Here is a 22,783-nt window from a genome sequence, read left to right as displayed (position 1 = left end):
TGTGCGGCCGGTGTGCGTACGGCTCCCCGAGTCGAAAATGCGGGCCACTCCCCTCACACTGTGAAGGCCGGGATTCACCCGGTGTGCTGTGGGGAGGAGGTGACGGCGCTTGCGTCCGTCCAACCACCGAGCGGCAGCTTTCGTACTGACATCGGTCGCCGTGGCCGGACTGGTGGCCCCCGCCACCGCCGTCCAGGCGGCCGCATCCGGCACACCACCCTTCGGCTCCACCTGCCGGACCTCGATCGAAGGGTCCCGAGTCGTCGCGTACTGCCACAACCCCTTCCCCGAGTCCGACCGGGTGCAGCTGCACACCGAGTGCGACCGCTGGTGGGACATAGACGCGGACGGCCCACCGGTCGAGGTCGGCCCCGCCCGGACCGTGCGGCTCACCGACCGCTGCTGGAAGGAAGTCCGCGCGGCGTGGGTCAGCCACGAGCGGATGCAGTCACATCCCGGGAGATGACTGCACGCGGTCCCCGAGGCACTTGAAGGCGTAGCTCGCCGCCTCGGTGGCCGCCGTATCAGCGTCGCCCGCCCGGATCGCCTCCACCATCCGCGCATGGTCCATGTGGTCCTCGGGGCGCAGCTCGTGACCCACGTCGTCGCGCAGCCAGTCGCGCAGCAGGTCGCCCAGGTCGGCGTAGAGCCCGATGAGTACGTCGTTGTGCGAGGCGGCGACCACGGCCAGGTGCAGCGTCGCGTCCGCGCGGACGAAGAGCTCCGCGTCGCCCGACTCCCAGGCCGCCTCCCGGCGCGCGAGCACCGCGTCGAGCTGCCTCACATCACGCTCGGTACGCCGCTCCGCCGCCAGCCGGGCCGCGGAGGACTCCAGGGTGGAGCGCAGCTCGGCGATGTGGCGGGGGTCGGCGTCCGCGAAGCGGCGGTGCATCACGCCGGCCAGTTCGCTGGTGGCGATGACGTACGTCCCCGAGCCCTGCCGGATGTCGAGCAGCCCGTTGTGCGCGAGCGCGCGCACCGCCTCGCGCACGGTGTTGCGGGCCACTCCCAGCTGTTCGACGAGCTCCGGCTCGGTCGGGATCCGCGAGCCGACGGGCCACTCGCCCGAGGTGATCTGGTTGCGCAGCTCGTTGATCACCTGGTCGGCGAGTGCCGAACGCCGGGGGGAGGTCAGCGCCATGGTGCTCCTCTGGTCAGCAGTGCCACGATTGGACAACCAATCATCCCATGATTCTATGATGGCCCCATGCCCGACGACGAGACCAGGACCCTGAGCCCCGCCCACAAGGCGCCGACCACCCCCGCACAGGCACCGGCCTCCGCAGACCGGCGCACGGTCTGGATCACCCGGCTCCTGATCGTCGGACTCGTCCTCGCCGCCCTGAACCTCCGCCCCGCCATCACCAGCCTCGGCCCGCTCCTCGAAGAGGTCCGCACCGGGCTCGGCATGAGCGGCAGCGTCGCCGGCCTCCTGACCTCCGTCCCTCCGCTCTGCTTCGCGCTCTTCGGCCTCACCGCCCCGCGCCTCGCCCGCCGCTTCGGCCCCGGCGCGATCGTGTGCGCCGGTATGGCGGCCGTCGCGGCAGGCCTGCTGATACGCCCCTTCGTCGGGGCCACCGCCGGATTCCTCGCGGCCAGCGCGCTCGCCCTCATGGGCATCGCGCTGAGCAACATCCTCATGCCGGTCATCGTCAAGCGCTGGTTCCCCGACCGTGTGGGCCAGATGACCGGGCTCTACTCGATGGCCCTCTCCCTCGGCACCGCCCTCGCCGCGGCCGCCACCGTCCCCATGACCCAGGCCCTGGGCGGCAGTTGGCAGACCGGCCTCGCCCTGTGGGGCGCGCTGGCCGCAGTCGCCGTACTGCCCTGGCTCGTCCTGACCCGCCAGGCCGGCGCCAGGGCCGCCGAGACGCGCGCCGCCGCAGCCCAGGAGCAGCGGAACACCCCCGCGCTGAGGATCACCCGCAGCCGTACGGCATGGGCGCTCGCCTGCTTCTTCGGCCTTCAGGCCACGGCGGCGTACATCACGATGGGCTGGATGCCGCAGATCTTCCGCGACGCCGGAGTCTCCGCGGGCACCGCCGGTGTGCTGCTCGCCGTCACCATGGCGATGGGGGTCCCGCTCGCCTTCGTCATCCCGCGCCTCGCGTCCCGCATGCGCACCCAGGGCCCCATCGCCGTCGCCCTCGGCCTGTGCGGGCTCATGGGCTACACCGGCCTCTACCTCGCACCGGCCTCCGGCGCCTGGGCGTGGGCCCTGCTGCTCGGCATCTCCAACTGCGCGTTCCCGCTCGCCCTCACCATGATCGGCATGCGCGCGAAGACCGGCGCGGGCGTCGTCCGCCTGTCCGCCTTCGCGCAGAGCACCGGCTATCTCCTCTCGATCCCCGGGCCGCTGCTCGTCGGCGTGCTCTACCAGCACAGCGGCAGCTGGGGCCTGCCGATCGCCCTGATGGCGGGGCTGATGGTGCCGCAGATCGTGGTCGGCACGCTGGCCGGACGCAACCGCACCATCGAGGAAGAGCTCCGCTGACCCGGCCGCGTCCGGGCGTACAAAGGGTGCGAGACTGGCCGTATGCCTGTACTCGACCCCAACCCCCAGAACGGTCAGAAGAAGCTGCTCATCGTGCTCGGCGCGATGCTCGGCATCACGGTGCTCATCGCGATCGTCGCGTCGCTCGCCTCCCCCTGACCTGAGGGTGGTGGGGTTTTCCCCACCCTCCCCTAGGGGGACAGGGTCAGGGTGAAGTGGGTGGGTCACCGGATGGGTTACGCCGCCGGCCCTCCGTAGGTTCGACGTACACCAGTCGAAACGTCAACGGAGGCGGCCATGGCGGCCCGTGCACACACCCGGTCCAACCCACAGGCCTCCGGCGTCGACATCCGCCTGCCGTGGTGGGGCGTCGCTCTCCCCACGCTCGCCTTCGCCGTACTGCTCCTCCTCATCGCCGGTCCCGGCGAGGCGCACGCCGTAAGCGGCGATCCGACGGTCGCGCACCTCGTGGAACGCATCCAGCAGACCCTGTCCCGCTAGTCCCCCACGGCCCGTTCACCCGTGGTGGGGGAGCCCGCCAACACCCAGCGCCCCGTGGCACGATTCGTGCGAAGCTGGGATGCATGAGCGTCGATACACCCCGAAGGATCGTCCTACTCCGGCATGCGAAGGCCGACTGGCCACAGGTGTCCGATCATGAGCGCCCGCTCGCCGACCGAGGCCGCATGGATGCCCCGGTCGCCGGCCACCGGCTGGCGGACACCGGCATCACCTTCGATCTGGCTCTCTGCTCGACCGCCGCCAGGACCCGTGAGACCTGGAAGCTGGCCGTGCAGGAGCTGCCGCGGCGGCCCAAGACCGTCTACGAGGAGCGGCTGTACGAAGCCTCCCTCGGCGACCTTCTCGCGCTGCTGAACGAGACCCCGGACGAGGTGAACGACCTTCTCGTCATCGGCCACAACCCCGGTATGCACGCGGCCGCCGACGCCCTCGCGGGCGGCGCCGAGGGCGACGCACTGGCCCGGATGACCCGCAGCGGCTTCCCGACCGCGTCCTTCGCGGTCATCGGCTTCACCGGCTCCTGGAAGTCCGTGGAGCACGGCGCGGGCAGGCTCCTGGACTACTGGGCACCGCACGACTGACGGCGCCCTTTCTCTTCCGCGTACGAATCTTCCGCGTACGAAAAGAGGCCCCGTAACGGACATCCATCCGTCCCGGGGCCTCCCTCACGTTCACTCGGCGAGGCCGTCGGCCGCCTCGACCTCTTCCCGCGTGATGCCCAGCAGATACAGCACCGTGTCCAGGAAGGGCACATTCACGGCTGTGTGGGCGGCCTCGCGGACGACAGGCTTCGCATTGAAGGCAACGCCGAGGCCCGCCGCGTTCAGCATGTCGAGGTCATTCGCACCGTCGCCGATCGCGACGGTCTGCGAGAGCGGTACGCCCGCCTCCGTGGCGAAGCGGCGCAGCAGCCGGGCCTTGCCGGCGCGGTCCACGATCTCGCCGACGACGCGCCCCGTGAGCTTCCCGTCGACGATCTCCAGCGTATTCGCCGAGGCGAAGTCCAGCCCCAGCCGCTCCTTGAGATCATCGGTGACCTGCGTGAAGCCGCCCGATACGACGCCCACTTGGTAACCGAGCCGCTTGAGCGTACGGATCAGGGTCCGGGCGCCGGGCGTGAGCCGCACCTCTTGCCGCACCTTGTCCACGACGGCGGCGTCGAGCCCGGCGAGCAGCGCCACGCGCGCGTGCAGCGACTGCTCGAAGTCGAGCTCACCGCGCATCGCCTGCGCGGTCACCTCGGCGACCTCGTCCTCGCACCCCGCGTGCGCCGCGAACAGCTCGATGACCTCGTCCTGGATGAGCGTGGAATCCACATCCATCACGACCAGCCGCTGCGCCCGCCGATGCAGCCCGGCGGACACCACGGCCACATCGATGCCGAGCTCGGCGGCCTCCAGCGCGAGCGCGGTGCGGAGGGGTTCGGTCTCCGTACCGGACACCGCGAACTCGACGGCGGTGACGGGGTACTTGGCGAGCCGGAAGATACGGTCGATGTTCCCGCCGGTCGCCGTGATGCTGGCCGCTATGGCGGCGGTCGACTCCGCGGTGAGCGGGTGCCCGAGCACGGTGACGTGCGAACGACCGCTGCCGCGCGGCCGGTTGTCGCCCGTACCCGAGATGATCTCTGCCTGCAGCTTGAGGGACCCGGCCCAGCTGTGCACGGTGGCGCGCAGCTCACCGGCGGTGCTCACGGTGGGCTCGGTCACGAGGGCGCACAGGACGATGCGGCCACGGGTGACGACCTGCTCGATGTCGACCACGTCGACGGAGTAGGCGGCGAGGGTGTCGAAGAGCCCGGCGGTGATTCCGGGGCGGTCCTTCCCGAAGATCTTGACGAGAAGGGTGGGGGCGTCGGAGGTCTGGCTGGGCTGCGATGCGCTCATGATGCTCCCACCGTATCGGCCCGGCCTCCCACGCTCACCTCCTGTCCCGAGGGCCGGACACTGGTGCGGGTGTCGGCGGTCCTGTGGGCCCAGGGAGGACGTGGTCAGCGGCACTTTTCCCCACCCAGCCCCTTCCGGAACTGGGGGCAAGCCCCCACACGGTGGCAGCCGCACATGTCACAGCCGGGAACGGGCGGGTACGGGGAAACAAAGACCCGGCGCCGCAGCCCCCGCCCACCAGCACACCCCGCCCAGGCGCACTCAGCCCCGCCGCCCCGGCCACCCGGGGGGCGGCGGTCCCTCCTCCTCCGGAGGCCACGACGGCCCCGGCCCCACCGGGGGCGGCGGCACCAGCGGTCCCGCCACCGTAGGCGCCCCATGCACATCCTCCGGCGGCCGCAGATACGGGTTCGTATCGTCGTGCGAGGGCCGATACGCCGGCGACGGCCGGTAGGGCCCCGGCACGTAAGCAAGATCCGGGTAGGTCCGCCCCCCGGCGCTCCCCAAAGCCGACGTCGACGCCAGGGCCGCAGCCCGCGCCCCCGCCACCCCCGCCACACACGCCAGCAGCGCCCCCACGCTCCCCGCCCCCGCACCCCACGCCAGGCCCATCAGTACCGCCATCGGCACACTCCCGTGCAGCTCGATACCGGCACCGAACGCGTCGAACCCCAGCACCGACAGCGAAGCGTCGGCGGAAACATCCGTCAGCCACACCAGCAGCGGCAGCGCAAGCGAGGTCACCGCCCCCAGCCGCACCCCGCACCGCCCCGCGAACCCCGCGACCGACAGCTCCCCCCGAGGCGTACGAGCTGCCGCAAGCACCCCGGCGTACAGCATCATCACCGCGGCCGCGACGCCCAACAGCCATACGCGCCCGTCGAGTTCGGCGAGCCTGCCCAGCGTTACCGGTTCCTCCGCACCCGCCCGAAGCAGCTCGTCCAGTGGATCCGGCAGTACCTTCGCCAGCTCGCCCGTCGCCTCGCCGTCCCACGGGACGAGCAGCCCGAGGGGGATCCCGAGCCACACCCCGTTCGGCGCCCCGAGCAGCGCGGCGCCCGCGACCCTCCCCCTGCCTCCGGCGGGGGGACCCCCAGGGTGGTCGTCGCCGATCGCCGCGTACGCCGCCGCGGCGAGCCCGGCCACGACCGCGACGACCAGCACCGTGACCAGGGCGGAAGCGGCCGGCCGTACGACCCGGTGCACCGCGTCCCACCCACGAGGCAGCGGCGTACGACGGGACGCGAGTAACGCGATGACCAGTACTCCGACCACCCAGCACGCACCGCCCACCAGCGAATCGCCGGTATTGACGGTGAAGCCGACCGACGCCTTCGCGTCCGCGAGGTCGGCGAGCCGGTCGGGGAGGCCGCCGGGGAGCAGGCCGCCGATGTCCCCGAGTCCGTCGGGAAGGCGGTCGGCGATACCGCCGGGCACGTTGCCGGTGTCGTCGAGCCCGAGCGCGCCGCCGAGCGCATCGCCGTCGATGGTGATGACGTCGTGGCCGGCCCAGGCGAGCCCGCCCATCGTGGCGACGAACAGCACGGCCACCGAGCCCGCCCGCGCGGCCAGTTCACCCCCGGAGATCACCTTCCCCGCGCCCCGCAGCGACCGCAGGAAGAAGAATGCCAGCAGGAGAGCCCCGATCAGACCCACCCCAAGTGGCGCGATGTCGACGGCGGTCGTCGCCTCTGCGCCCTCCAGACCGAAGGCCGAGACATTGCCGGACGGGCTGACCGACCCCCCTGCCCCGAGCACCACCACCGCCGCCGTCATCGGCCCGAGCGACGCCGCCGAATCCGCGCCCAGCAGATGGAGACCGAGGGCCGCGACGCCCGCCATGCCGACCAACGCCCAGCTCACCGAGGCGATCGCGGCGAACAGCACATCGCCCCACCGCATGCCCACCCTGCCGCCAGCGTCCATCAGGACCCCCCGATCCGTGCAGAACTGTCCTAGGTTGTTCTATTCGCGCATGATCCGTACGTACTCATGGGTGCTTACCACTCTCCGGAGGTATTTCTCCCGCGTCAACGGGCAGCCCGTGCACGGTCTGTACGGAGCCCGACTTTCTAATTCGGGACCGGGCCTGAAATAGTTCCTCCCGATGTTCAGCATCCCTAGACTCCCTGCGACGGGGGTAACTCGGGGGACAACTAGTGGGGCGCGGAGTGCCGGAACTCGTACTGGAATTGAATGGAAGGACCTGGACGCTCGATCCGTCCAGGTCGTACACCCTCGGACGCGATCCGCAGGGCGACCTGGCGATCGACGACGCCAGAGTCTCGTGGCGACACGCCACCATCAGCTGGGGCGGCCGGAGTTGGGTCATTGAGGACCACGGCAGCACCAACGGCACGTACGTGCAGGGCCAGCGGATCCACCAGATGGAGATCGGCCCCGGCTCCGCCGTGCACCTCGGCAACGCGACCGACGGTCCGCGACTGAGCCTGAGCGGGGCGGGCGCGATGGCCCAGCAGGCACCGGCTCAGGCGCCGCAGCAGCACCAGGCGCCGCAGCAGCAGGCACCGCACCAGCAGGGCGCTCCCGGCTGGGCAGCACAGGCCCCTCAGCAACAGCAGCACCCGCAACAACAGCCCCAGCAGCAACAGCAACAGCAACAGCAGCAGCCCCAGCAAGCCTGGCAGCAGCCGCAGGTGCCACACCAGCAGGGCGGCCACGCGGGCCAGGGCGGCGCCCAGTCCGGCGGTGTCGCGGGGGCTCCGCCGGTGTACGGAGACCGTAGCCCGACCACGTTCCACCAGGTGGCCCTCGGCCGCGTGATGCGGATCGGCCGTGCGCTGGAGAACGAGCTGGTCGTCTCCGACCTCCAGGTCTCCCGCCTGCACGCGGAGTTCACGTCGACGCCCGACGGCCGCTTCCAGATCCGCGACCTCGGCAGCCACAACGGCACGTACGTCAACGGTCAGCCGATTCCCAAGTCCGGCACCGCGCTGCTCGGTCCGAGCGACATCGTCGGCGTCGGTCACTCGACGTTCCGCCTGGTCGGGGACCGGCTCGAGGAGTTCGTCGACACCGGTGAGGTCTCCTTCTCGGCCCGCCACCTCACGGTGACGGTCGACGGCGGCAAGCAGATCCTCAAGGACGTCTCCTTCGGCGTACCGGAGAAGTCGCTCATCGCGGTCATCGGCCCGTCCGGATCCGGCAAGTCCACCCTGCTCAAGGCGCTCACCGGTTACCGGCCCGCCAACCAGGGCGACGTCCTCTACGACAACCGGAACCTGTACAAGCAGTTCGCCGAGCTCCGCCAGCGCATCGGTCTGGTCCCGCAGGACGACATCCTGCACAAGGAACTGACCGTCAAGAAGGCCCTCAAGTACGCCGCCAAGCTCCGCTTCCCGGCAGACACCACCGAGGCCGAGCGCCAGACCCGCATCGACGAGGTGCTGGGCGAGCTCAAGCTGGACATTCACAAGGAGAAGAAGGTCACCTCCCTCTCCGGTGGCCAGCGCAAGCGCGTCTCCGTAGCCCTGGAGCTGCTGACCAAGCCGTCGCTGATCTTCCTGGACGAGCCGACCTCCGGCCTCGACCCGGGCATGGACCGCGACGTCATGCAGCTGCTCCGCGGCCTCGCCGACGACGGCCGTACGGTCCTCGTCGTCACGCACTCCGTGGCCGAGCTCGCGATCTGCGACAAGCTCCTCGTCATGGCGCCCGGCGGCAGCGTCGCCTACTTCGGTCCGCCGGAGGAGGCACTGAACTTCTTCGGCTACAGCACCTGGGCCGACGTCTTCTCCGCCTTCGAGAACTACCGCGACTACGACTGGGCGGGCCGCTGGCGCGGCTCTCAGCACTACCAGATGTACGCCGCGGACATCGACGCCGTTGCCGCACAGTCCGTACACATGCCGCCCGCCCAGCAGATGCGGCCGCCCAAGCCGCAAGGCTGGATGGTTCAGCTCTGGACACTGATCAGGCGATACACCTCGGTCATCGCGTCCGACAAGGGCTTTATCGGCCTGATGGTGGTCCTGCCCGCCGTCCTCGGCGTGGTCAGCGTCGTCATCCCGGCCGACTTCGGCCTCGCGCCGCCCGAGCCGCCGTCCAGGTTCAACGGCGACGCCGGAACGATCATGCTGATCCTCGCGGTCGGCATGTGCTTCTCCGGCGCGGCCAACTCCGTACGTGAGCTGATCAAGGAACGGGTCATCTACGAACGGGAACGGGCCACCGGCCTGTCCCGCTCGGCGTACCTCATGTCCAAGGTCATCGTCCTCGGAGTGATCACGGCCATCCAGGGCGTCATCATCTGCGCCATCGGCTTCGCCTCCCGCGACCTGCCGGAAGAGGGCCTGCTGATGCCCCCGGCCGTCGAGCTGTGCGTGATCATCATCGCGCTCGGCTTCACCTCGATGATGTTCGGCCTGGTCATCTCCTCGCTGGTGAAGACCGCCGAGAAGACCATGCCGCTGCTCGTCATGTTCGCGATCGTCCAGGTCGTCTTCACCGGCATCCTCTTCCAGGTCTACGGTTCGCCCGGCCTGGAGCAGTTCGCCTGGCTGATGCCGTCCCGCTGGGCCATCGCCGGCGCGGGTGCGACGCTCGACCTGTCGCACCTGATGCCGCCGTGGGACCCGCAGAACCCCACGGACCTGGACCCGCTGTGGGAGCACAGCGCGGGCGTGTGGGGCATGAACATCACGGTCCTGCTGGCGATCGGCGTCGCCTGCGGCTTCGCGGTCGCGCGACTGCTGCGCCGCCACGAGCCCGAGGTCATGCGCAAGTAACAGCACCTGCGCGTAACAGCACCTGCGCGCACGCGCCTGCGCACACGAAACACGCGCCCGCGCACACGAAGAAGGGCGGCACCCCGCACGGGGTGCCGCCCTTCCTTCATGCTCGTGAAGTCCGGTGCCTCTTAGTAGGCGCTGTTCACGTTGTCGATGGAGCCGTACCGGTCGGCCGCGTAGTTGGCAGCGGCGGTGATGTTGGCAACCGGGTCGTACTGGCTGTGGGCCGTACCGGCCACGTGGTAGGCGTCGAACGTCGGCTTGATGACCTGCAGCAGGCCGATCGACGGGACGCCGTTCTGGGCGTTGATGTCCCAGTTGTTGATGGCGCGGGGGTCGCCGGCGGACTCGCGGATGATGTTGCGGTGCAGACCGTCGTACGTACCCGGGATGCCCTTGGCCTTCATGATGGACAGGGCCTCGCGGATCCAGCCGTCCAGGTTGTTCGCGTAGACGGGCTTACGGGCAGCAGCGCGGCTGGCAGCGGCCTTCTGGTCGGCGGCGCGCTTCTTCGCGGCGGCCTTGGCCTTCGCCTGGGCCTCGGCCTTGGCCTTGGCCTTGGCGGCCGCGGCGGCCTTGGCGTCGGCCTTCGCCCGCGCGTCGGCCACAGCCTTCGCCAGCCTGTCGGCGTCGGTGTGCTGCTGGGTGATGCTGGTGTGCACAGTCTTGGCCTGTGCACCGTCGGCGGCCGCTGCGGACCATGCCACCGGTGCGGCGGCGAGGGTCGCGGGCTCGGCCTGAGCAGATGCGTTACCGGGGACGAGAGAGAACGCGAGGGCAGCGGCGCCGAGGGCGGCGACACCGGCGATGGAAACCTTGTGGGTCTTCTTCAGGCGACTATGGCCGGGGGTGCTGGACGCGGACATACAGACGTACCTCTTCGAGTAGCGGAAGCCGCGGAGTCCGCGACGGCAGCCATTGTTAGCGTCCGCAAAATCCTGTGGCAAAGGTGTGACGTACTACGGGAGGTAGTGGGAAGGGGCCCCCGGATCTAGGCCCGGCGCCCGCGCCTACCCCACCGAACTGGCCCTTATGCGACCACTACGCTCCTTCGTAAGTGATGTGTGTCCTATGCGCGGGCTCACATCGGGCACGTAACAACCTCACCGCTCGTTGCACGAGCGATGCTCAGAGTGAGTGGCCTCGTCCGGCAGGATGAGGTGTACGTCGCCGAACTCGTGCCAGCGGTAGAGATGGGTCAGCGCTTCGGCGTAACTGCGGCGCAACGCGGTCCGCCCCGCGATCGCCTCCAGCATCAGCAGATGCGACGCCTCCGGCTCGTGCAGCCCGGTCAGCAGCCCGTCCACCACACGCACCCCGCGCTCGGGGGTGACCACCAGATCGGTCCAGCCCGCCGCCGCGCGCACCACCCCGTCGGGACCCGCCGCCGACTCCAGCGCGCGCACGGCCGTCGTCCCGACGGCAACGATCCGGCCTCCTCCCGCACGGGCGGCATTGACCAGCCGCGCCGTCGCCTCCGGAACCTCGAAGCGCTCCGGGTACGGCGGCTCATGCGCCTCGGCCGACGACACCCCTGTATGCAGGGTGAGCGGTGCGAACTGCACACCCCGGCTCACCAGCCCCGCCACCATCGCCGCGGTGAAGGGCCGCCCGGCGCTGGGCATCTCCGCGGAACCGGACCCGTCGGGGGAGTCCAGCGCGAACACCGTCTGGTAAGCGGACAGCGGCTGGTCCCGCTCCGTATATCCGTACCGAATGGCCCGCCCATGCCCGCGCAACAGTCCCGGCACGTCCCCACCGGAAACCCGGGCCCACCACAACCGCTCCCCACCAGCGCTGACAGCCTCCTCCAGCACCAGACGCACGCCCTCACCCACCAGCACCACGCTCCCCGGGCCCACACCGGCACGCGGCCGGGTGGTCCCGTCCCCCACAGGACTCCGCAGCTCCACGCTCCACCGCAGGTCGTCCCCCCGGGTGGAGAAGTGCACAACCACAGCCTCGCCAACAAAAACCGCCCCGGACCCTGGCCCCACAAGCCACCCGTCCACCGCGGCCGGCAGCGTCCGCGACGTATTGACCACCAGGACGTCCCCGGCCCTCAGCCGACCGGCCAGCTCCCGGAACGCGTGGTGCGCCACCTCCGTCCCGTGCGAGACCAGCAGCCGCACATCGTCGCGGCCGCTGCCACGTGCCTCGGCGGGCACCCGGGCCGACAGCTCCTCCGGTACGCGCAGTGTGTCGAGCACGGTCATCGCCGTACCCCCAGCAGCGCGGCCGCCGTGAACCGCCCGCTGGCCGGCCGCTCGTCCAGCAGCCGCAGCAGCGCAGGCACCACGCTCCCGGGCTCGGGCCGCGCGTCCTCGTCCCCCGGCACAGCAGCCGCGTACAGATCGGTCCGCATGTCGCCGGGGTCCACCGCCCACACCCGCAGCCCCGGTTCCTCCACCGCCAGCACCGCCGACAGATGGTCGAGCGCCGCCTTCGAAGCCCCGTACCCGCCCCACGTCTCGTACGCCTCCACCGCCGCGTCCGAGCTCACCGAAAGCACCGCGCCCCCCGCCTCCCGCAGCATCGGCAGCACTTCCCGTACGAGCCCGAGCGCCGCCACCACGTTCGTCTCCAGCGCCGCCCGCAGCCCCTCCAGCGGCAGCTCCTCCAGTCGTACGAGCGGCTCCGCGCCCAGCGCGCTGGCGTTGTTCACCAGCAGATCCGGGCCGCCGAGCCCGCGCGCCGCCCGGGCCAGCTCCGCCCGGTGCGCGGCGTCCGTGACATCCCCCGCCACGGCCACCACCCGCGTCCCGTACTTACGCACCTCCCGCGCCGCGTCCTCCAGCACGCTCCCGGTCCTGGCATCCAGCACCAGATCCCAGCCCCGCTCCGCGAGCCCCAGGGCCAGCGCACGCCCCAGCCCCTTCGAAGCCCCCGTGATGATCGCAACCGGCATGGCAACCGTCCCCTTGTATCCCTAGGCATCGCGTCGATGCCCCCAACGTAGGAACGCGCCCCCGCCCCGCGCCTCATGCGAGAGCCCCACCGCACCAGGGCACTTCGGCCTACGCCTTGCGCCCTAAGCAGAGGCCGCCGCAGGTCCGATACGGCCACCGCACCCCCGCCGGTACGGTGATCCCATGACCGTTCCCCGAGGTCTCAACCCCGTGCGAGCAGGGGCGGAGACCCCATCCCCACGCTCCGGCCTGTCCGCCGTGAGCACCGCGCTGCTCGCGATGAGCCGGCACCTGGAAGTGCGCGACGTCCTCAAGACGATCGTCGCCTCCGCCCGTGAGCTCCTGGACGCGGAGTACGCCGCCCTGGGCGTCCCCGACGACCACGGCGGGTTCGCCCAGTTCGTGGTCGACGGCGTCAGCGACGAGCAGTGGAAGGCCATCGGCCCCCTGCCCCGCCAGCACGGCATCCTCGCCGCGATGCTGCACGGCGCGCAGCCCGAGCGCCTCGGGGACGTACGCAAGGACCCCCGCTTCGAGGGCTGGCCGTCCGCGCACCCTGACATGTCCGACTTCCTGGGCCTGCCCATCCGCGACGGCGACGAGGTCATGGGCGCGCTCTTCCTCGCCAACAAGCGCTGCCCCAAGCCCGACGGCGGCTGCGGCTTCACGGAAGAGGACGAGGAGCTGCTCGGCATGCTCGCCCAGCACGCCGCGATCGCCCTCACCAACGCCCGTCTGTACGAGCGCAGCCGCGAACTCACCATCGTCGAGGAACGCTCCCGCCTGGCCCACGAGCTCCACGACGCCGTGAGCCAGAAGCTCTTCTCCCTGCGCCTGACCGCCCAGGCCGCGGCCGCTCTCGTCGACCGCGACCCGGCCCGCGCCAAGGGAGAGCTCCAGCAGGTGGCGGCGCTGGCCGCCGAAGCGGCCGACGAACTGCGCGACGCCGTCGTCGAACTCCGCCCCGCGGCCCTGGACGAGGACGGCCTGATCGCCACCCTCCGTACCCAGATCCAGGTCATGGACCGCGCCCACAGCGCCCGCGTCACCTTTGAAAGCTCAGGGGTACGCGCCCTTCCCGCCGCCCAGGAGGAAGCCCTCCTCCGGGTCGCCCAGGAGGCATTGCACAACGCACTGCGCCACTCGGGCGGCTCCCGCGTGGACGTCGTACTCGAAAAGCACGGCCAGGGCGCCATGCTGAGGGTCACGGACGACGGCTCCGGCTTCGACCCGAGAACCGTCCGCAAGGCGGGCCGCCACCTGGGCCTGGTCTCGATGCGCGACCGCGCAAGCGGGGCCGGCGGACAGCTCACCGTGGAATCGGCGCCCGGCACGGGCACCACGATCAAGATGGAGGTCCCCGGTGGCTGAGGCAAAGGCCGGTATCCGCGTACTGCTGGTCGACGATCACCAGGTGGTACGCCGAGGCCTCCGCACGTTCCTGGAGATCCAGGACGACATCGAGGTGGTCGGGGAGGCAGGGGACGGCGCCGAGGGGGTGGCCCGGGCCGAAGAGCTCCGCCCCGACGTCGTACTCATGGACATCAAGATGCCGGGCACGGACGGCATCGACGCACTCCGCAAACTCCGCGAACTGGCCAACCCGGCCAAGGTGTTGATCGTCACCAGCTTCACCGAGCAGCGGACCGTGGTCCCCGCCCTGCGCGCCGGCGCCTCCGGCTACGTATACAAGGACGTGGACCCGGACGCCCTGGCCGGAGCCATCCGCTCCGTCCACGCCGGCCACGTGCTCCTCCAGCCGGAGGTCGCGGGCGCCCTGCTGTCCCAGGACGAGGGGAACGGCGGCACAGGCCGGGGGAACACGCTCACCGAGCGGGAGCGGGAAGTACTGACTCTGATCGCCGACGGCCGCTCCAACCGCGAGATCGCCCGGGCGCTGGTCCTCTCGGAAAAGACCGTCAAGACGCACGTATCGAACATCCTGATGAAGCTCGATCTCTCCGACCGGACGCAGGCGGCGCTCTGGGCCGTACGACATGGGGTAACGGGCTAACCGGAGCGTCTACATCCGATCCGAGATTCATACTGTCGGGTGTACGTCCCCCACATGGCGCAACCAGATCGGCCCGCGGCCGTTCTCCATGGCGTGCTGCGGCGGCTGGCCGCAGCGACCGCTAGGAGGATCCTGAAGTGAAGACCCTGAAGAAGGCCGCTGCCGTCACGATGGTTGCCGGAGGCCTCATCGCCGCCGGTGCGGGCGTCGCCTCCGCCACCGACGGTGCGCACGCGAACGGCAAGGCCGTCCAGTCCCCGGGCGTCGCCTCGGGCAACCTGGTCCAGGCCCCGGTCGCCATCCCGGTGAACGTCGTCGGCAACACCATCAACGTGGTCGGCGTCCTGAACCCGGCCTTCGGGAACGAAGGCATCAACCACTGACCACCCCCGGTCGAGCGGTGACCACCGGCCCCCAGGCGCACAGCGCCTGGGGGCCGGTCCGCTACCCGGGAGGAGTGCCCCGGTCCGGATCCCCGGACCGGGGCACTCCTCCCCACCCCCTGGAGGTCCGGGGCTTGCCCCCGGTTTCGGGAAGGGGCGCGGGGAGGGGACCAGCGCCGCAGGCACCCACACGGCACGGCCTCACATCGCGGCCGCAGGCACCCGCACGGTACGCAGTTCCTGGCACGCCCCCCACATCCTGCCCGCAGGCACCCGCACGGTAGGCAGTTCCCGGTACGCACCCCACATCGCGCCTGCAGGCACCCGCACGGTACGCAGTTCCCGGCACGCACCCACACCCCGCCGACAGGCTCCCGCACGCCCCCCGCACCGAGCCCCCGCTCACACCCCCCGCTCGCGCTCCTCCACCCACGCGTTGTACGCCGCCACTTGAGCCCTCCGCGCCACCCGCTCCACCGGCCGCAGTGCCTCCCCCCGCGCCGCGATCTCCGACGCGCTCACCGCACCGCCGTGTCCGTTCTCGTACGCCACCGAGATCAGCAGCCCAACCCGCTGCGCCAGCTCCAGGACCCGTACCGCACGCGGCGGATACCCGGGAGCCAGCAACTCCCCGCCGCCGCCCTCGACCCGCGCCCGGTACGCATCGATCGCCGCCTCCGCCACCGGCCCGGACCCGGCGACGTCCAGCCGCGAGAGCACCGCCGTCGCATCCCGCAGCGCCTCCGCGAGCTCCCGCTCGGCCTCCCCGAGCGACGGCACATCCGCCGGCGGAGCCTCCCGTACCGCCAGGCAGTGCCACGTCACCTCGGTATGCACATCACCGGCCGGCCCCGCTTCGTACACCTCCGGCACGAGCCCGAACGCCGCCCCGGAGCAGACCACCGCCTCCTCCGCCTCCAGCGCACGCGCATTGAATTCCGGCGGCCCGCTGAGCCCCAGCGGATGCCCGGGCGCGGGGAGCGCAACCCGGAACCCGGTCACTCCCAGGCCGCGCAGTCGCCCGAGGGTCAGCGTGAGCCCGACCGGCCCCGCCTCCCCGGGCACCCCTTCAACCCGGTGCACCGTGTCCTCCCCGACAATGCCGAGCGCGGCGTCATCCGGTGAAGCAAGTCCGGCCAAAAGGGCATTTCCCCATGCGGCCAGCCGTCCTGAGCGTGGTTCCAAGAGCATGGGCCCACCCTATGGACAGACCGGGACAGCCAGGCGCCGGACCGGCCACAGACCCGGACCCGAGCCAGGCGCCGGACCCGGCGCAGACCTGGGGCGGACCCGGGTCGGAGCCTGGGCCGGACCCCGGGCCCGACCGTAGGGCGGACCTAGAAGCCGGGCCGCTCGACCGGTGGCGTAGGTTTTCCCTGGAGCTGTGCCTACAGGTACGCCCGACAATCTCGAGACTGCATGGGGAGACAACGCGCTCATGAGCGATGTACTGGAGCTGGTGGACGTATCCGTGGTCCGCGACGGACGCGCTCTGGTGGACGACGTCTCCTGGTCGGTCAAAGAGGGCGAGCGCTGGGTCATCCTCGGCCCGAACGGCGCCGGCAAGACCACCCTGCTGAACATCGCCTCCAGCTACCTCTTCCCCTCCACCGGCACCACCACCGTCCTCGGCGAGCAGCTCGGCAGCCCCGGCACGGACGTCTTCGAGCTCCGCCCCCGCATCGGCATGGCCGGCATCGCGATGGCCGAGAAGCTGCCCAAGCGCCAGACCGTGCTCCAGACGGTGCTCACCGCCGCGTACGGCATGACCGCCACCTGGCACGAGGACTACGACGAGGTCGACGAGCAGCGCGCCCGCGCTTTCCTTGACCGCCTCGGCATGACGGATTTCCTCGACCGGAAGTTCGGCACGCTCTCGGAGGGCGAGCGCAAGCGCACGATGATCGCCCGCGCGATGATGACCGACCCCGAGCTGCTGCTCCTCGACGAGCCCGCCGCCGGCCTCGACCTCGGTGGCCGCGAAGACCTCGTACGCCGTCTCGGCCGCCTCGCCCGTGACCCGTACGCCCCCTCCATGATCATGGTCACGCACCATGTCGAGGAGATCGCCCCCGGCTTCACCCACGTCCTGATGATCCGTCAGGGCAAGGTGCTTGCCGCGGGCCCCATGGAGACCGAACTGACCTCCCGCAACCTCTCCCTCTGCTTCGGCCTCCCGCTCATCGTCGAGCGCAGGTCCGACCGCTGGACGGCCCAGGGTCTGCCTCTCGGCTGACCTGGGGGACGCCCTGTCCGCGGAGACCCCCCGCACCTACCATGACCACGTGGACATCGACGCGTGGGTGTGGTGGCTGATCGGTGCGGTGGGGCTGGGCATTCCGCTCGTAGTCACCGCGATGCCCGAATTCGGAATGCTGTCGGCCGGCGCGGTCGCGGGCTCGGTCACCGCGGGCCTCGGCGGCGGCATGGTCGCGCAAGTACTGGTCTTCGCCGCTGTCTCGGTCGCGCTCATCGCAGTCGTACGTCCCATCGCGGCCAGACACCGGGCGGAGCGCCCCCAACTGGCCACCGGCGTCGATGCGCTGAAGGGCCGTCAGGCTGTGGTAGTGGAACGGGTCGACGGCAGCGGTGGCCGGATCGAACTCGCGGGCGAGATCTGGTCCGCACGGTCCCTCGACGCGGACCAGATCTTCGAACCGGGCGAGCACGTCGACGTCATCGAGATCGACGGAGCCACGGCCGTCGTCATGTGAGCCGAGCCGAATGCCCATGAGCTGAGCCGAACACCCCACACACCGCACCGCGTTCTGGAAAGATCGATCTTCAGTTATCAGATAGTCCTGACCGGTCTCCCGAGAAGCACGACACGAAGGGCACGGGGTACGCGATGTCATCCGTCATCATCGTCCTGATCATTCTGGTGGTGCTGGTCTTCATCGCCCTGATCAAGACGATCCAGGTCATCCCGCAGGCCAGCGCCGCCATCGTCGAGCGCTTCGGCCGCTACACGCGGACGCTCAACGCGGGCCTGAATATCGTCGTCCCGTTCATCGACTCGATCCGCAACCGGATCGACCTCCGCGAACAGGTCGTGCCCTTCCCGCCCCAGCCGGTGATCACCCAGGACAACCTGGTCGTCAACATCGACACGGTCATCTACTACCAGGTGACCGACGCCCGCGCCGCGACGTACGAAGTCGCCAGCTACATCCAGGCGATCGAGCAGCTCACCGTCACGACCCTCCGCAACATCATCGGTGGCATGGACCTGGAGCGGACCCTGACCTCCCGCGAGGAGATCAACGCGGCCCTGCGCGGCGTCCTCGACGAGGCCACCGGCAAGTGGGGCATCCGCGTCAACCGCGTCGAGCTCAAGGCGATCGAGCCGCCGACCTCCATCCAGGACTCGATGGAGAAGCAGATGCGCGCCGACCGCGACAAGCGCGCCGCGATCCTCACCGCCGAGGGCATCCGGCAGTCCGCGATCCTCACCGCCGAAGGCGAGAAGCAGTCCGCGATCCTGCGCGCCGAAGGTGAGGCCAAGGCATCCGCGCTGCGCGCCGAGGGCGAGGCACAGGCCATCCGTACGGTCTTCGAGTCCATCCACGCGGGCGACCCGGACCAGAAGCTCCTCTCGTACCAGTACCTCCAGATGCTTCCGAAGATCGCCGAGGGCGACGCGAACAAGCTCTGGATCGTACCCAGCGAAATCGGCGACGCCCTCAAGGGCCTCAGCGGCGCCTTCGGCAACCTCGGCGGAGGCGTCCCCGGTTTCAACACCGGCAAGGAGCGCCGCGAGGAGCCCCCGGTCGACTGACCCGGCCCCGCCTTCGTGCATGATCAGGGAGCCCCTCGACCTTCATGGCGGGGAGGCTTCCCTGAACACCGAAGGAGATGGCCTTGTCCATCTGGGAAATGCTCGCGATCTTCGCGGCAGGCGTCGGCGCCGGAACCATCAACACCATCGTGGGATCAGGCACGTTGATCACGTTCCCCGTCCTGCTCGCCACCGGCCTGCCGCCGGTCACCGCAACCGTCTCCAACGCCCTCGGCCTGATACCGGGAGCCGTCAGCGGCGCCATCGGCTACCGCAAGGAACTCACCGGCCAGCGCGACCGCATCCTGCGCCTGAGCCTGGCGGCCGCGACCGGCGGCTTCTGCGGAGCCGTACTGCTCCTCGCACTGCCACCGACAGCCTTCGAGACGATCGTCCCCGTCCTCGTCGGCCTCGCCCTCGTCCTGGTGGTCCTGCAACCCCGCATCACCAAGGCCGTCCAGCGCCGCCGCGACCGCAACGGCTCCCACGCCTCCGAGAACGGCGGCCCGCTCCTCTTCGTCGCCCTCATGCTGGCCAGCGTGTACGGCGGCTACTTCACCGCGGCCCAAGGAATCATCTACGTCGCACTGATGGGCATGCTGCTCAACGACACCTTGCAGCGCATCAACGCCACCAAGAACGTCCTTGCCGCGGTCGTCAACTCCATCGCCGCGCTCTTCTTCGTCTTCGCCGCGGAATTCGACTGGACGGCGGTCGCACTCATCGCGGTCGGCTCCACCCTCGGCGGCCAGATCGGAGCCAAGATCGGCCGCCGCCTTCCCCCGGCGATCCTGCGCACAGTGATCGTGGCCGTAGGGACGCTGGCCATCGTCCAACTGCTGCTGCGCTGACACCGACACACGAAAGCCCGCCTCCTACAGGAGGCGGGCTTCCGCGTCGTACAGCAACTCCCTACGCCACTCCTACGCCGGCTGCGCCAGCCACTCCGGCAGCACGGACCGCTCATCAGCCCCCAACGCCAGCAGCATCGCGTCGGCGGGCGACGGTATGAACGGCCGCCGCAGCAACGGCATCCCCGCCTCCTCCGGCGTACGGTCCGCCTTGCGGTGGTTGTCCTCCGCGCAGGACGCCACCGTATTCAGCCAGCTGTCCCCGCCACCCTGCGCCCGCGGCACCACGTGGTCGACGGTCGTGGCCCGACGCCCGCAGTACGCACACCGGTGCTGGTCGCGGACCAGCACGCCGCGCCTCGACCACGGTGCCTGTCTTCGGAAGGGCACCCGTACATACCGGCAGAGCCTGATCACCTGCGGAACCGGAAGTTCCACGGCGGCCGCACGCATCAGCAGTCCGGGATGCGCCTGCTCGACGACGGCCTTGTCCGTCAGGACAAGCACCACCGCGCGGTTCAACGTCACCGTCGACAGCGGCTCGAAGCTCGCGTTCAGTACCAGCGTGTCCCGCATCCCGCCCACCTCCCTGCGCCCGCCCACCCCATGGCGGGCTTGGATCAACTCTGACCGGGCACACCGAGATGGACAACGCAATAAAAAGATGCCCGCCCCTGATCTCTTCCAAGACCGGGGGCGGGCAAACAGAGGATGAACGATCAAATCTGCGCGGGAGCCTCGTACTCGGCCACCAACTGCGCACGCCCCAGCGTGTGGAAGCGCAGATTGAACCCGACGACAGCGGGGGAGACGTCGGCATCCGGCCCGAGCTTCTCGCTGTCCACCGCGTACACGGTGAACACATAGCGGTGCTTCTCACCGGCCGGCGGCGCAGCCCCGCCGAAGTCCTTCGTTCCGTAGTCATTACGGACCTGAACGGCGCCCTCGGGCAAACCCTCGAACTTCCCGCTGCCCGCCCCGGCAGGCAGCTCCGTGACCGACGCCGGAATGTCGAACACGGTCCAGTGCCAGAACCCACTGCCGGTCGGCGCGTCAGGATCGAAGCACGTCACGGCAAAGCTCTTGGCCCCGGCGGGGAAACCCTCCCACCGAAGATGCGGCGACGTATCGCCGCCCGCCTTGACCTGAGCGTCCTTCAACACCGACCCGTGCGTGACGTCCTCACTCACCACGGTGAAGGAGGGCACCGGCGGATGGAAGTCATGAGGAAGCGGCGGCCTCTTCGCCTCGGACACGTCTGAACCTCCGATTGGGCTGTCCTGCCTGACAGCTTGCGAGCCTGGAATCCGAACTAGAGCCAGTTGCGCTGGCCGCCGACCTGCGCGAGCCACTGGTTGAGGTACGCGACCCAGTCGGTCCCCTGGAAGTCGTTCAGCCCGACCTTGAAGGACCGGTAGGAGTCGCTGCCCTCACTGAAGAGCCCCGGCTTCTTGTCCATCTCCAGGACGACGTCCATCTCCCGGTCGTCCGCGATGAAGGTCAGCTCGACCTGGTTGAGCCCGCGGTACTGCTGCGGCGGAGCGAACTCGATCTCCTGGTAGAACGGCAGCCGCTGGCGCGTCCCGCGGATGTGACCGCGCTCCATGTCCGCACTCCTGAAGCGGAAGCCCAGCTGTACGAAGGCATCCAGCAGCGCCTGCTGCGCCGGCAGCGGGTGAACATTGATCGGGTCCAGGTCGCCCGAGTCGACGGCCCGCGCGATCTCCAGCTCGGTCGTCACTCCGATGTTCATCCCGTGCAGCTGCTGACCGGCAATGCTCGTGACCGGCGTCTCCCACGGAATCTCCAGCCCGAACGGCACCACATGCACCGCACCGGCCTTCACCTCGAAGGCGCCACCGAGCCGCTGCTTCGTGAACTCGATGTCCTGCTTGACCTCCTGGTCACCACCCTCGACCTCGACGCGGGCCTGCAGCCCCACGGAGAGCGCCTCGATCTGCTGATCCACCGAGCCGCCTTGAATACGCACCTCGCCCTGGACCACGCCACCCGGCACGACGTTCGCCTCGGTCAGCACCGTCTCCACCGACGCGCCACCGGCACCCAGGCTCGCCAGCAACTTCTTGAAGCCCATGTCTTCCTCCCCAGCTCTTGGTTCTGACCACTACAAACGCGGAACGGGGACGCCCGGTTCCGCGCCCTCACCCTGACAAAGCGGCCGCCCGGCCGCCACCCACCCGAACGGACGACATCCACTACGCTCGGAGGGCATGATCACGGACCCCGACCGTACGCCGCTCCCTCGCGCGTTCTTCGACCGCCCTGTACTGGAGGTCGCCCCCGATCTGCTGGGCCGCACCCTGGTACGCGAGACCGCAGACGGCCCGATCGAGCTCCGCCTCACCGAGGTCGAGGCGTACGACGGCCCGGGCGACCCCGGCTCCCACGCCTTCCGTGGAAAGACCCGACGCAACGCCTCGATGTTCGGCCCGCCCGGACATGTGTACGTCTACTTCATCTACGGCATGTGGTTCAGCCTCAACCTGGTCTGCGGCCAGGAACACACGGCGAGCGGCGTCCTCCTGCGCGCGGGAGAGGTGACACGGGGCCACGATCTCGTCCGCAAACGGCGACTATCAGCCCGAAATGACAAGGAACTGGCCAAAGGCCCGGCCCGCCTCGCGACCGCACTGGCCATCGACCGCACCCTCGACGGCACCGACCTCTGCGACGGCCCAGGCTCCGCTCTATATGTACTGCACGGCACCCCCGCCCCCGCTGAGCTGGTGCAGAACGGCCCACGCACCGGAGTGGGCGGCGACGGCGCGCACCACCCCTGGCGCTTCTGGGTCGCCGACGACCCCACGGTGAGCGTTTTCAGGGCGCACAAGCCTCGCCGCCGATCAACTTGACTCGGACCCGGCGGACGCCTAACGTAGCCCGAGCCGCTTGACACGGGCAGTGCTTTCGATACGGGCCCTCGGGCCGAACCGAAGCACCTCGAAGCGGCCAACCACTACCTTCGACTTCCCTGACGGGTACGAATTTCGGCATGCCCGAATTCAAGCCCACCGGCTCGATTATGAGCCGCAAGGGAAATCCGCTAAAGTAGTGATCGCCGGAAAGGGAAACGCGAAAGCGAAGAACTGGAAAGCACCGAGGAAGTCGGACACGAAAGAGTCTGATAGAGTCGGAAACACGAAATACCGAACGAAAGCCCGGAGGAAAGCCCGC

At 70.0% G+C, this 22,783-nt stretch carries 24 protein-coding genes; 14 read left to right on the top strand and 10 right to left on the bottom strand.

Translation table 11 applies throughout. The features are described from left to right. The first annotated feature begins 109 nt into the window (after positions 1 to 109). Entirely contained in the window at positions 110 to 466 is a 357-nt protein-coding gene (locus J7I98_RS00115) for a hypothetical protein (protein ID WP_214914099.1), read from the top strand. On the opposite strand, the gene J7I98_RS00110 is transcribed toward J7I98_RS00115, so the two are convergent. Continuing rightward, a complete protein-coding gene (locus J7I98_RS00110) occupies positions 449 to 1,141 on the bottom strand; it encodes a FadR/GntR family transcriptional regulator (RefSeq protein WP_214914096.1) in 693 nt (230 codons plus the stop codon). The genes J7I98_RS00115 and J7I98_RS00110 overlap by 18 nt on opposite strands. A 66-nt stretch (positions 1,142 to 1,207) precedes the next feature. Here J7I98_RS00110 and J7I98_RS00105 point away from each other — a divergent pair, with 66 nt between their 5' ends. The 4 genes from J7I98_RS00105 (at position 1,208) to J7I98_RS00095 (ending at position 3,597) form a co-directional block, all read left to right on the top strand. Continuing rightward, positions 1,208 to 2,494, top strand: a complete 1,287-nt coding sequence (locus J7I98_RS00105; RefSeq protein ID WP_214914094.1) for a CynX/NimT family MFS transporter — start codon at positions 1,208 to 1,210, stop codon at positions 2,492 to 2,494. Between the two features lie 42 nt (positions 2,495 to 2,536). Next, entirely contained in the window at positions 2,537 to 2,653 is a 117-nt protein-coding gene (locus J7I98_RS40705) for an SGM_5486 family transporter-associated protein (protein WP_251019915.1), read from the top strand. 138 nt (positions 2,654 to 2,791) lie between these two features. Continuing rightward, the gene (locus tag J7I98_RS00100; protein WP_214914091.1) at positions 2,792 to 2,995 is read left to right on the top strand and encodes a hypothetical protein; all 204 of its coding nucleotides are present in this window, start codon (positions 2,792 to 2,794) and stop codon (positions 2,993 to 2,995) included. Positions 2,996 to 3,078: 83 nt separating this feature from the next. Then, entirely contained in the window at positions 3,079 to 3,597 is a 519-nt protein-coding gene (locus tag J7I98_RS00095; protein ID WP_214914088.1) for a histidine phosphatase family protein, read from the top strand. A 90-nt stretch (positions 3,598 to 3,687) separates the two neighbouring features. Here J7I98_RS00095 and serB read toward each other — a convergent pair whose 3' ends face one another. After that, positions 3,688 to 4,902 carry a phosphoserine phosphatase SerB gene (gene serB / locus J7I98_RS00090; protein ID WP_214914085.1) on the bottom strand — a complete coding sequence of 405 codons (1,215 nt, stop codon included), beginning with the start codon at positions 4,900 to 4,902 and terminating at the stop codon, positions 3,688 to 3,690. Between the two features lie 261 nt (positions 4,903 to 5,163). After that, on the bottom strand, positions 5,164 to 6,828 hold the full coding sequence (locus tag J7I98_RS00085) for a streptophobe family protein (RefSeq protein ID WP_308377594.1): 1,665 nt from the start codon (positions 6,826 to 6,828) through the stop codon (positions 5,164 to 5,166). Between the two features lie 245 nt (positions 6,829 to 7,073). On the opposite strand from J7I98_RS00085, the gene J7I98_RS00080 reads away from it, so the two are divergent. Further along, positions 7,074 to 9,650: an FHA domain-containing protein gene (locus tag J7I98_RS00080; RefSeq protein ID WP_214914083.1), complete on the top strand. Its 2,577-nt coding sequence runs from the start codon at positions 7,074 to 7,076 to the stop codon at positions 9,648 to 9,650. Positions 9,651 to 9,781: 131 nt separating this feature from the next. On the opposite strand, the gene J7I98_RS00075 is transcribed toward J7I98_RS00080, so the two are convergent. The 3 genes from J7I98_RS00075 to J7I98_RS00065 form a co-directional block, all read right to left on the bottom strand. Continuing rightward, on the bottom strand, positions 9,782 to 10,519 hold the full coding sequence (locus tag J7I98_RS00075) for a transglycosylase SLT domain-containing protein (protein ID WP_214914080.1): 738 nt from the start codon (positions 10,517 to 10,519) through the stop codon (positions 9,782 to 9,784). Positions 10,520 to 10,756: 237 nt separating this feature from the next. Further along, positions 10,757 to 11,869 (bottom strand): S-adenosylmethionine:tRNA ribosyltransferase-isomerase, encoded by a 1,113-nt coding sequence (locus tag J7I98_RS00070; RefSeq protein ID WP_214914077.1) that lies wholly within the window; start codon positions 11,867 to 11,869, stop codon positions 10,757 to 10,759. Next, a complete protein-coding gene (locus tag J7I98_RS00065) occupies positions 11,866 to 12,561 on the bottom strand; it encodes an SDR family oxidoreductase (protein ID WP_214914074.1) in 696 nt (231 codons plus the stop codon). The genes J7I98_RS00070 and J7I98_RS00065 overlap by 4 nt, the downstream gene beginning before the upstream one ends. Before the next feature lie 184 nt (positions 12,562 to 12,745). On the opposite strand from J7I98_RS00065, the gene J7I98_RS00060 reads away from it, so the two are divergent. From J7I98_RS00060 to J7I98_RS00050, 3 genes are all read left to right on the top strand, one after another. After that, complete coding sequence (locus J7I98_RS00060) at positions 12,746 to 13,933, top strand: GAF domain-containing sensor histidine kinase (protein ID WP_214914071.1); 1,188 nt, start codon at positions 12,746 to 12,748, stop codon at positions 13,931 to 13,933. Continuing rightward, positions 13,926 to 14,576: a response regulator transcription factor gene (locus J7I98_RS00055; RefSeq protein WP_214914068.1), complete on the top strand. Its 651-nt coding sequence runs from the start codon at positions 13,926 to 13,928 to the stop codon at positions 14,574 to 14,576. The genes J7I98_RS00060 and J7I98_RS00055 overlap by 8 nt, the downstream gene beginning before the upstream one ends. A gap of 137 nt (positions 14,577 to 14,713) precedes the next feature. Continuing rightward, the gene (locus J7I98_RS00050) at positions 14,714 to 14,959 is read left to right on the top strand and encodes a chaplin (protein ID WP_214914065.1); all 246 of its coding nucleotides are present in this window, start codon (positions 14,714 to 14,716) and stop codon (positions 14,957 to 14,959) included. Between the two features lie 402 nt (positions 14,960 to 15,361). Here the strand turns inward: J7I98_RS00050 and J7I98_RS00045 are convergent, their stop codons facing one another. Next, a complete protein-coding gene (locus J7I98_RS00045) occupies positions 15,362 to 16,150 on the bottom strand; it encodes a hypothetical protein (RefSeq protein ID WP_214914062.1) in 789 nt (262 codons plus the stop codon). 247 nt (positions 16,151 to 16,397) lie between these two features. On the opposite strand from J7I98_RS00045, the gene J7I98_RS00040 reads away from it, so the two are divergent. The 4 genes from J7I98_RS00040 to J7I98_RS00025 all read left to right on the top strand — a co-directional run bounded on the left by J7I98_RS00040 (position 16,398) and on the right by J7I98_RS00025 (position 19,588). Then, positions 16,398 to 17,195 (top strand): ABC transporter ATP-binding protein, encoded by a 798-nt coding sequence (locus J7I98_RS00040; protein WP_214914059.1) that lies wholly within the window; start codon positions 16,398 to 16,400, stop codon positions 17,193 to 17,195. A gap of 49 nt (positions 17,196 to 17,244) precedes the next feature. Then, positions 17,245 to 17,673, top strand: coding sequence for an NfeD family protein (locus tag J7I98_RS00035; RefSeq protein ID WP_214914055.1), 429 nt, complete (start codon positions 17,245 to 17,247; stop codon positions 17,671 to 17,673). Positions 17,674 to 17,807: 134 nt separating this feature from the next. Beyond that, positions 17,808 to 18,737 carry an SPFH domain-containing protein gene (locus tag J7I98_RS00030; RefSeq protein WP_214914052.1) on the top strand — a complete coding sequence of 310 codons (930 nt, stop codon included), beginning with the start codon at positions 17,808 to 17,810 and terminating at the stop codon, positions 18,735 to 18,737. A gap of 83 nt (positions 18,738 to 18,820) precedes the next feature. Then, positions 18,821 to 19,588, top strand: a complete 768-nt coding sequence (locus tag J7I98_RS00025) for a sulfite exporter TauE/SafE family protein (RefSeq protein ID WP_214914048.1) — start codon at positions 18,821 to 18,823, stop codon at positions 19,586 to 19,588. A gap of 72 nt (positions 19,589 to 19,660) precedes the next feature. Here the strand turns inward: J7I98_RS00025 and J7I98_RS00020 are convergent, their stop codons facing one another. The 3 genes from J7I98_RS00020 to J7I98_RS00010 all read right to left on the bottom strand — a co-directional run bounded on the left by J7I98_RS00020 (position 19,661) and on the right by J7I98_RS00010 (position 21,683). Next, positions 19,661 to 20,164, bottom strand: coding sequence for an HNH endonuclease (locus tag J7I98_RS00020; protein WP_214914045.1), 504 nt, complete (start codon positions 20,162 to 20,164; stop codon positions 19,661 to 19,663). 143 nt (positions 20,165 to 20,307) lie between these two features. Continuing rightward, entirely contained in the window at positions 20,308 to 20,844 is a 537-nt protein-coding gene (locus J7I98_RS00015; protein ID WP_214914042.1) for a YbhB/YbcL family Raf kinase inhibitor-like protein, read from the bottom strand. Between the two features lie 56 nt (positions 20,845 to 20,900). Further along, positions 20,901 to 21,683, bottom strand: a complete 783-nt coding sequence (locus J7I98_RS00010; RefSeq protein ID WP_214914039.1) for a sporulation protein — start codon at positions 21,681 to 21,683, stop codon at positions 20,901 to 20,903. A gap of 136 nt (positions 21,684 to 21,819) precedes the next feature. Between J7I98_RS00010 and J7I98_RS00005 the strand changes: the two genes are divergently transcribed. Continuing rightward, a complete protein-coding gene (locus J7I98_RS00005) occupies positions 21,820 to 22,461 on the top strand; it encodes a DNA-3-methyladenine glycosylase (protein WP_214914036.1) in 642 nt (213 codons plus the stop codon). Positions 22,462 to 22,783: the final 322 nt, after the last annotated feature.

Origin of the sequence: Streptomyces sp. ISL-98 (genome assembly GCF_018614055.1) — a bacterium.
GTDB lineage: Bacteria > Actinomycetota > Actinomycetes > Streptomycetales > Streptomycetaceae > Streptomyces > Streptomyces spiramyceticus.
Note: the sequence above shows the minus strand (reverse complement) of the source record. Positions and strands in the feature narration are given on the sequence as shown.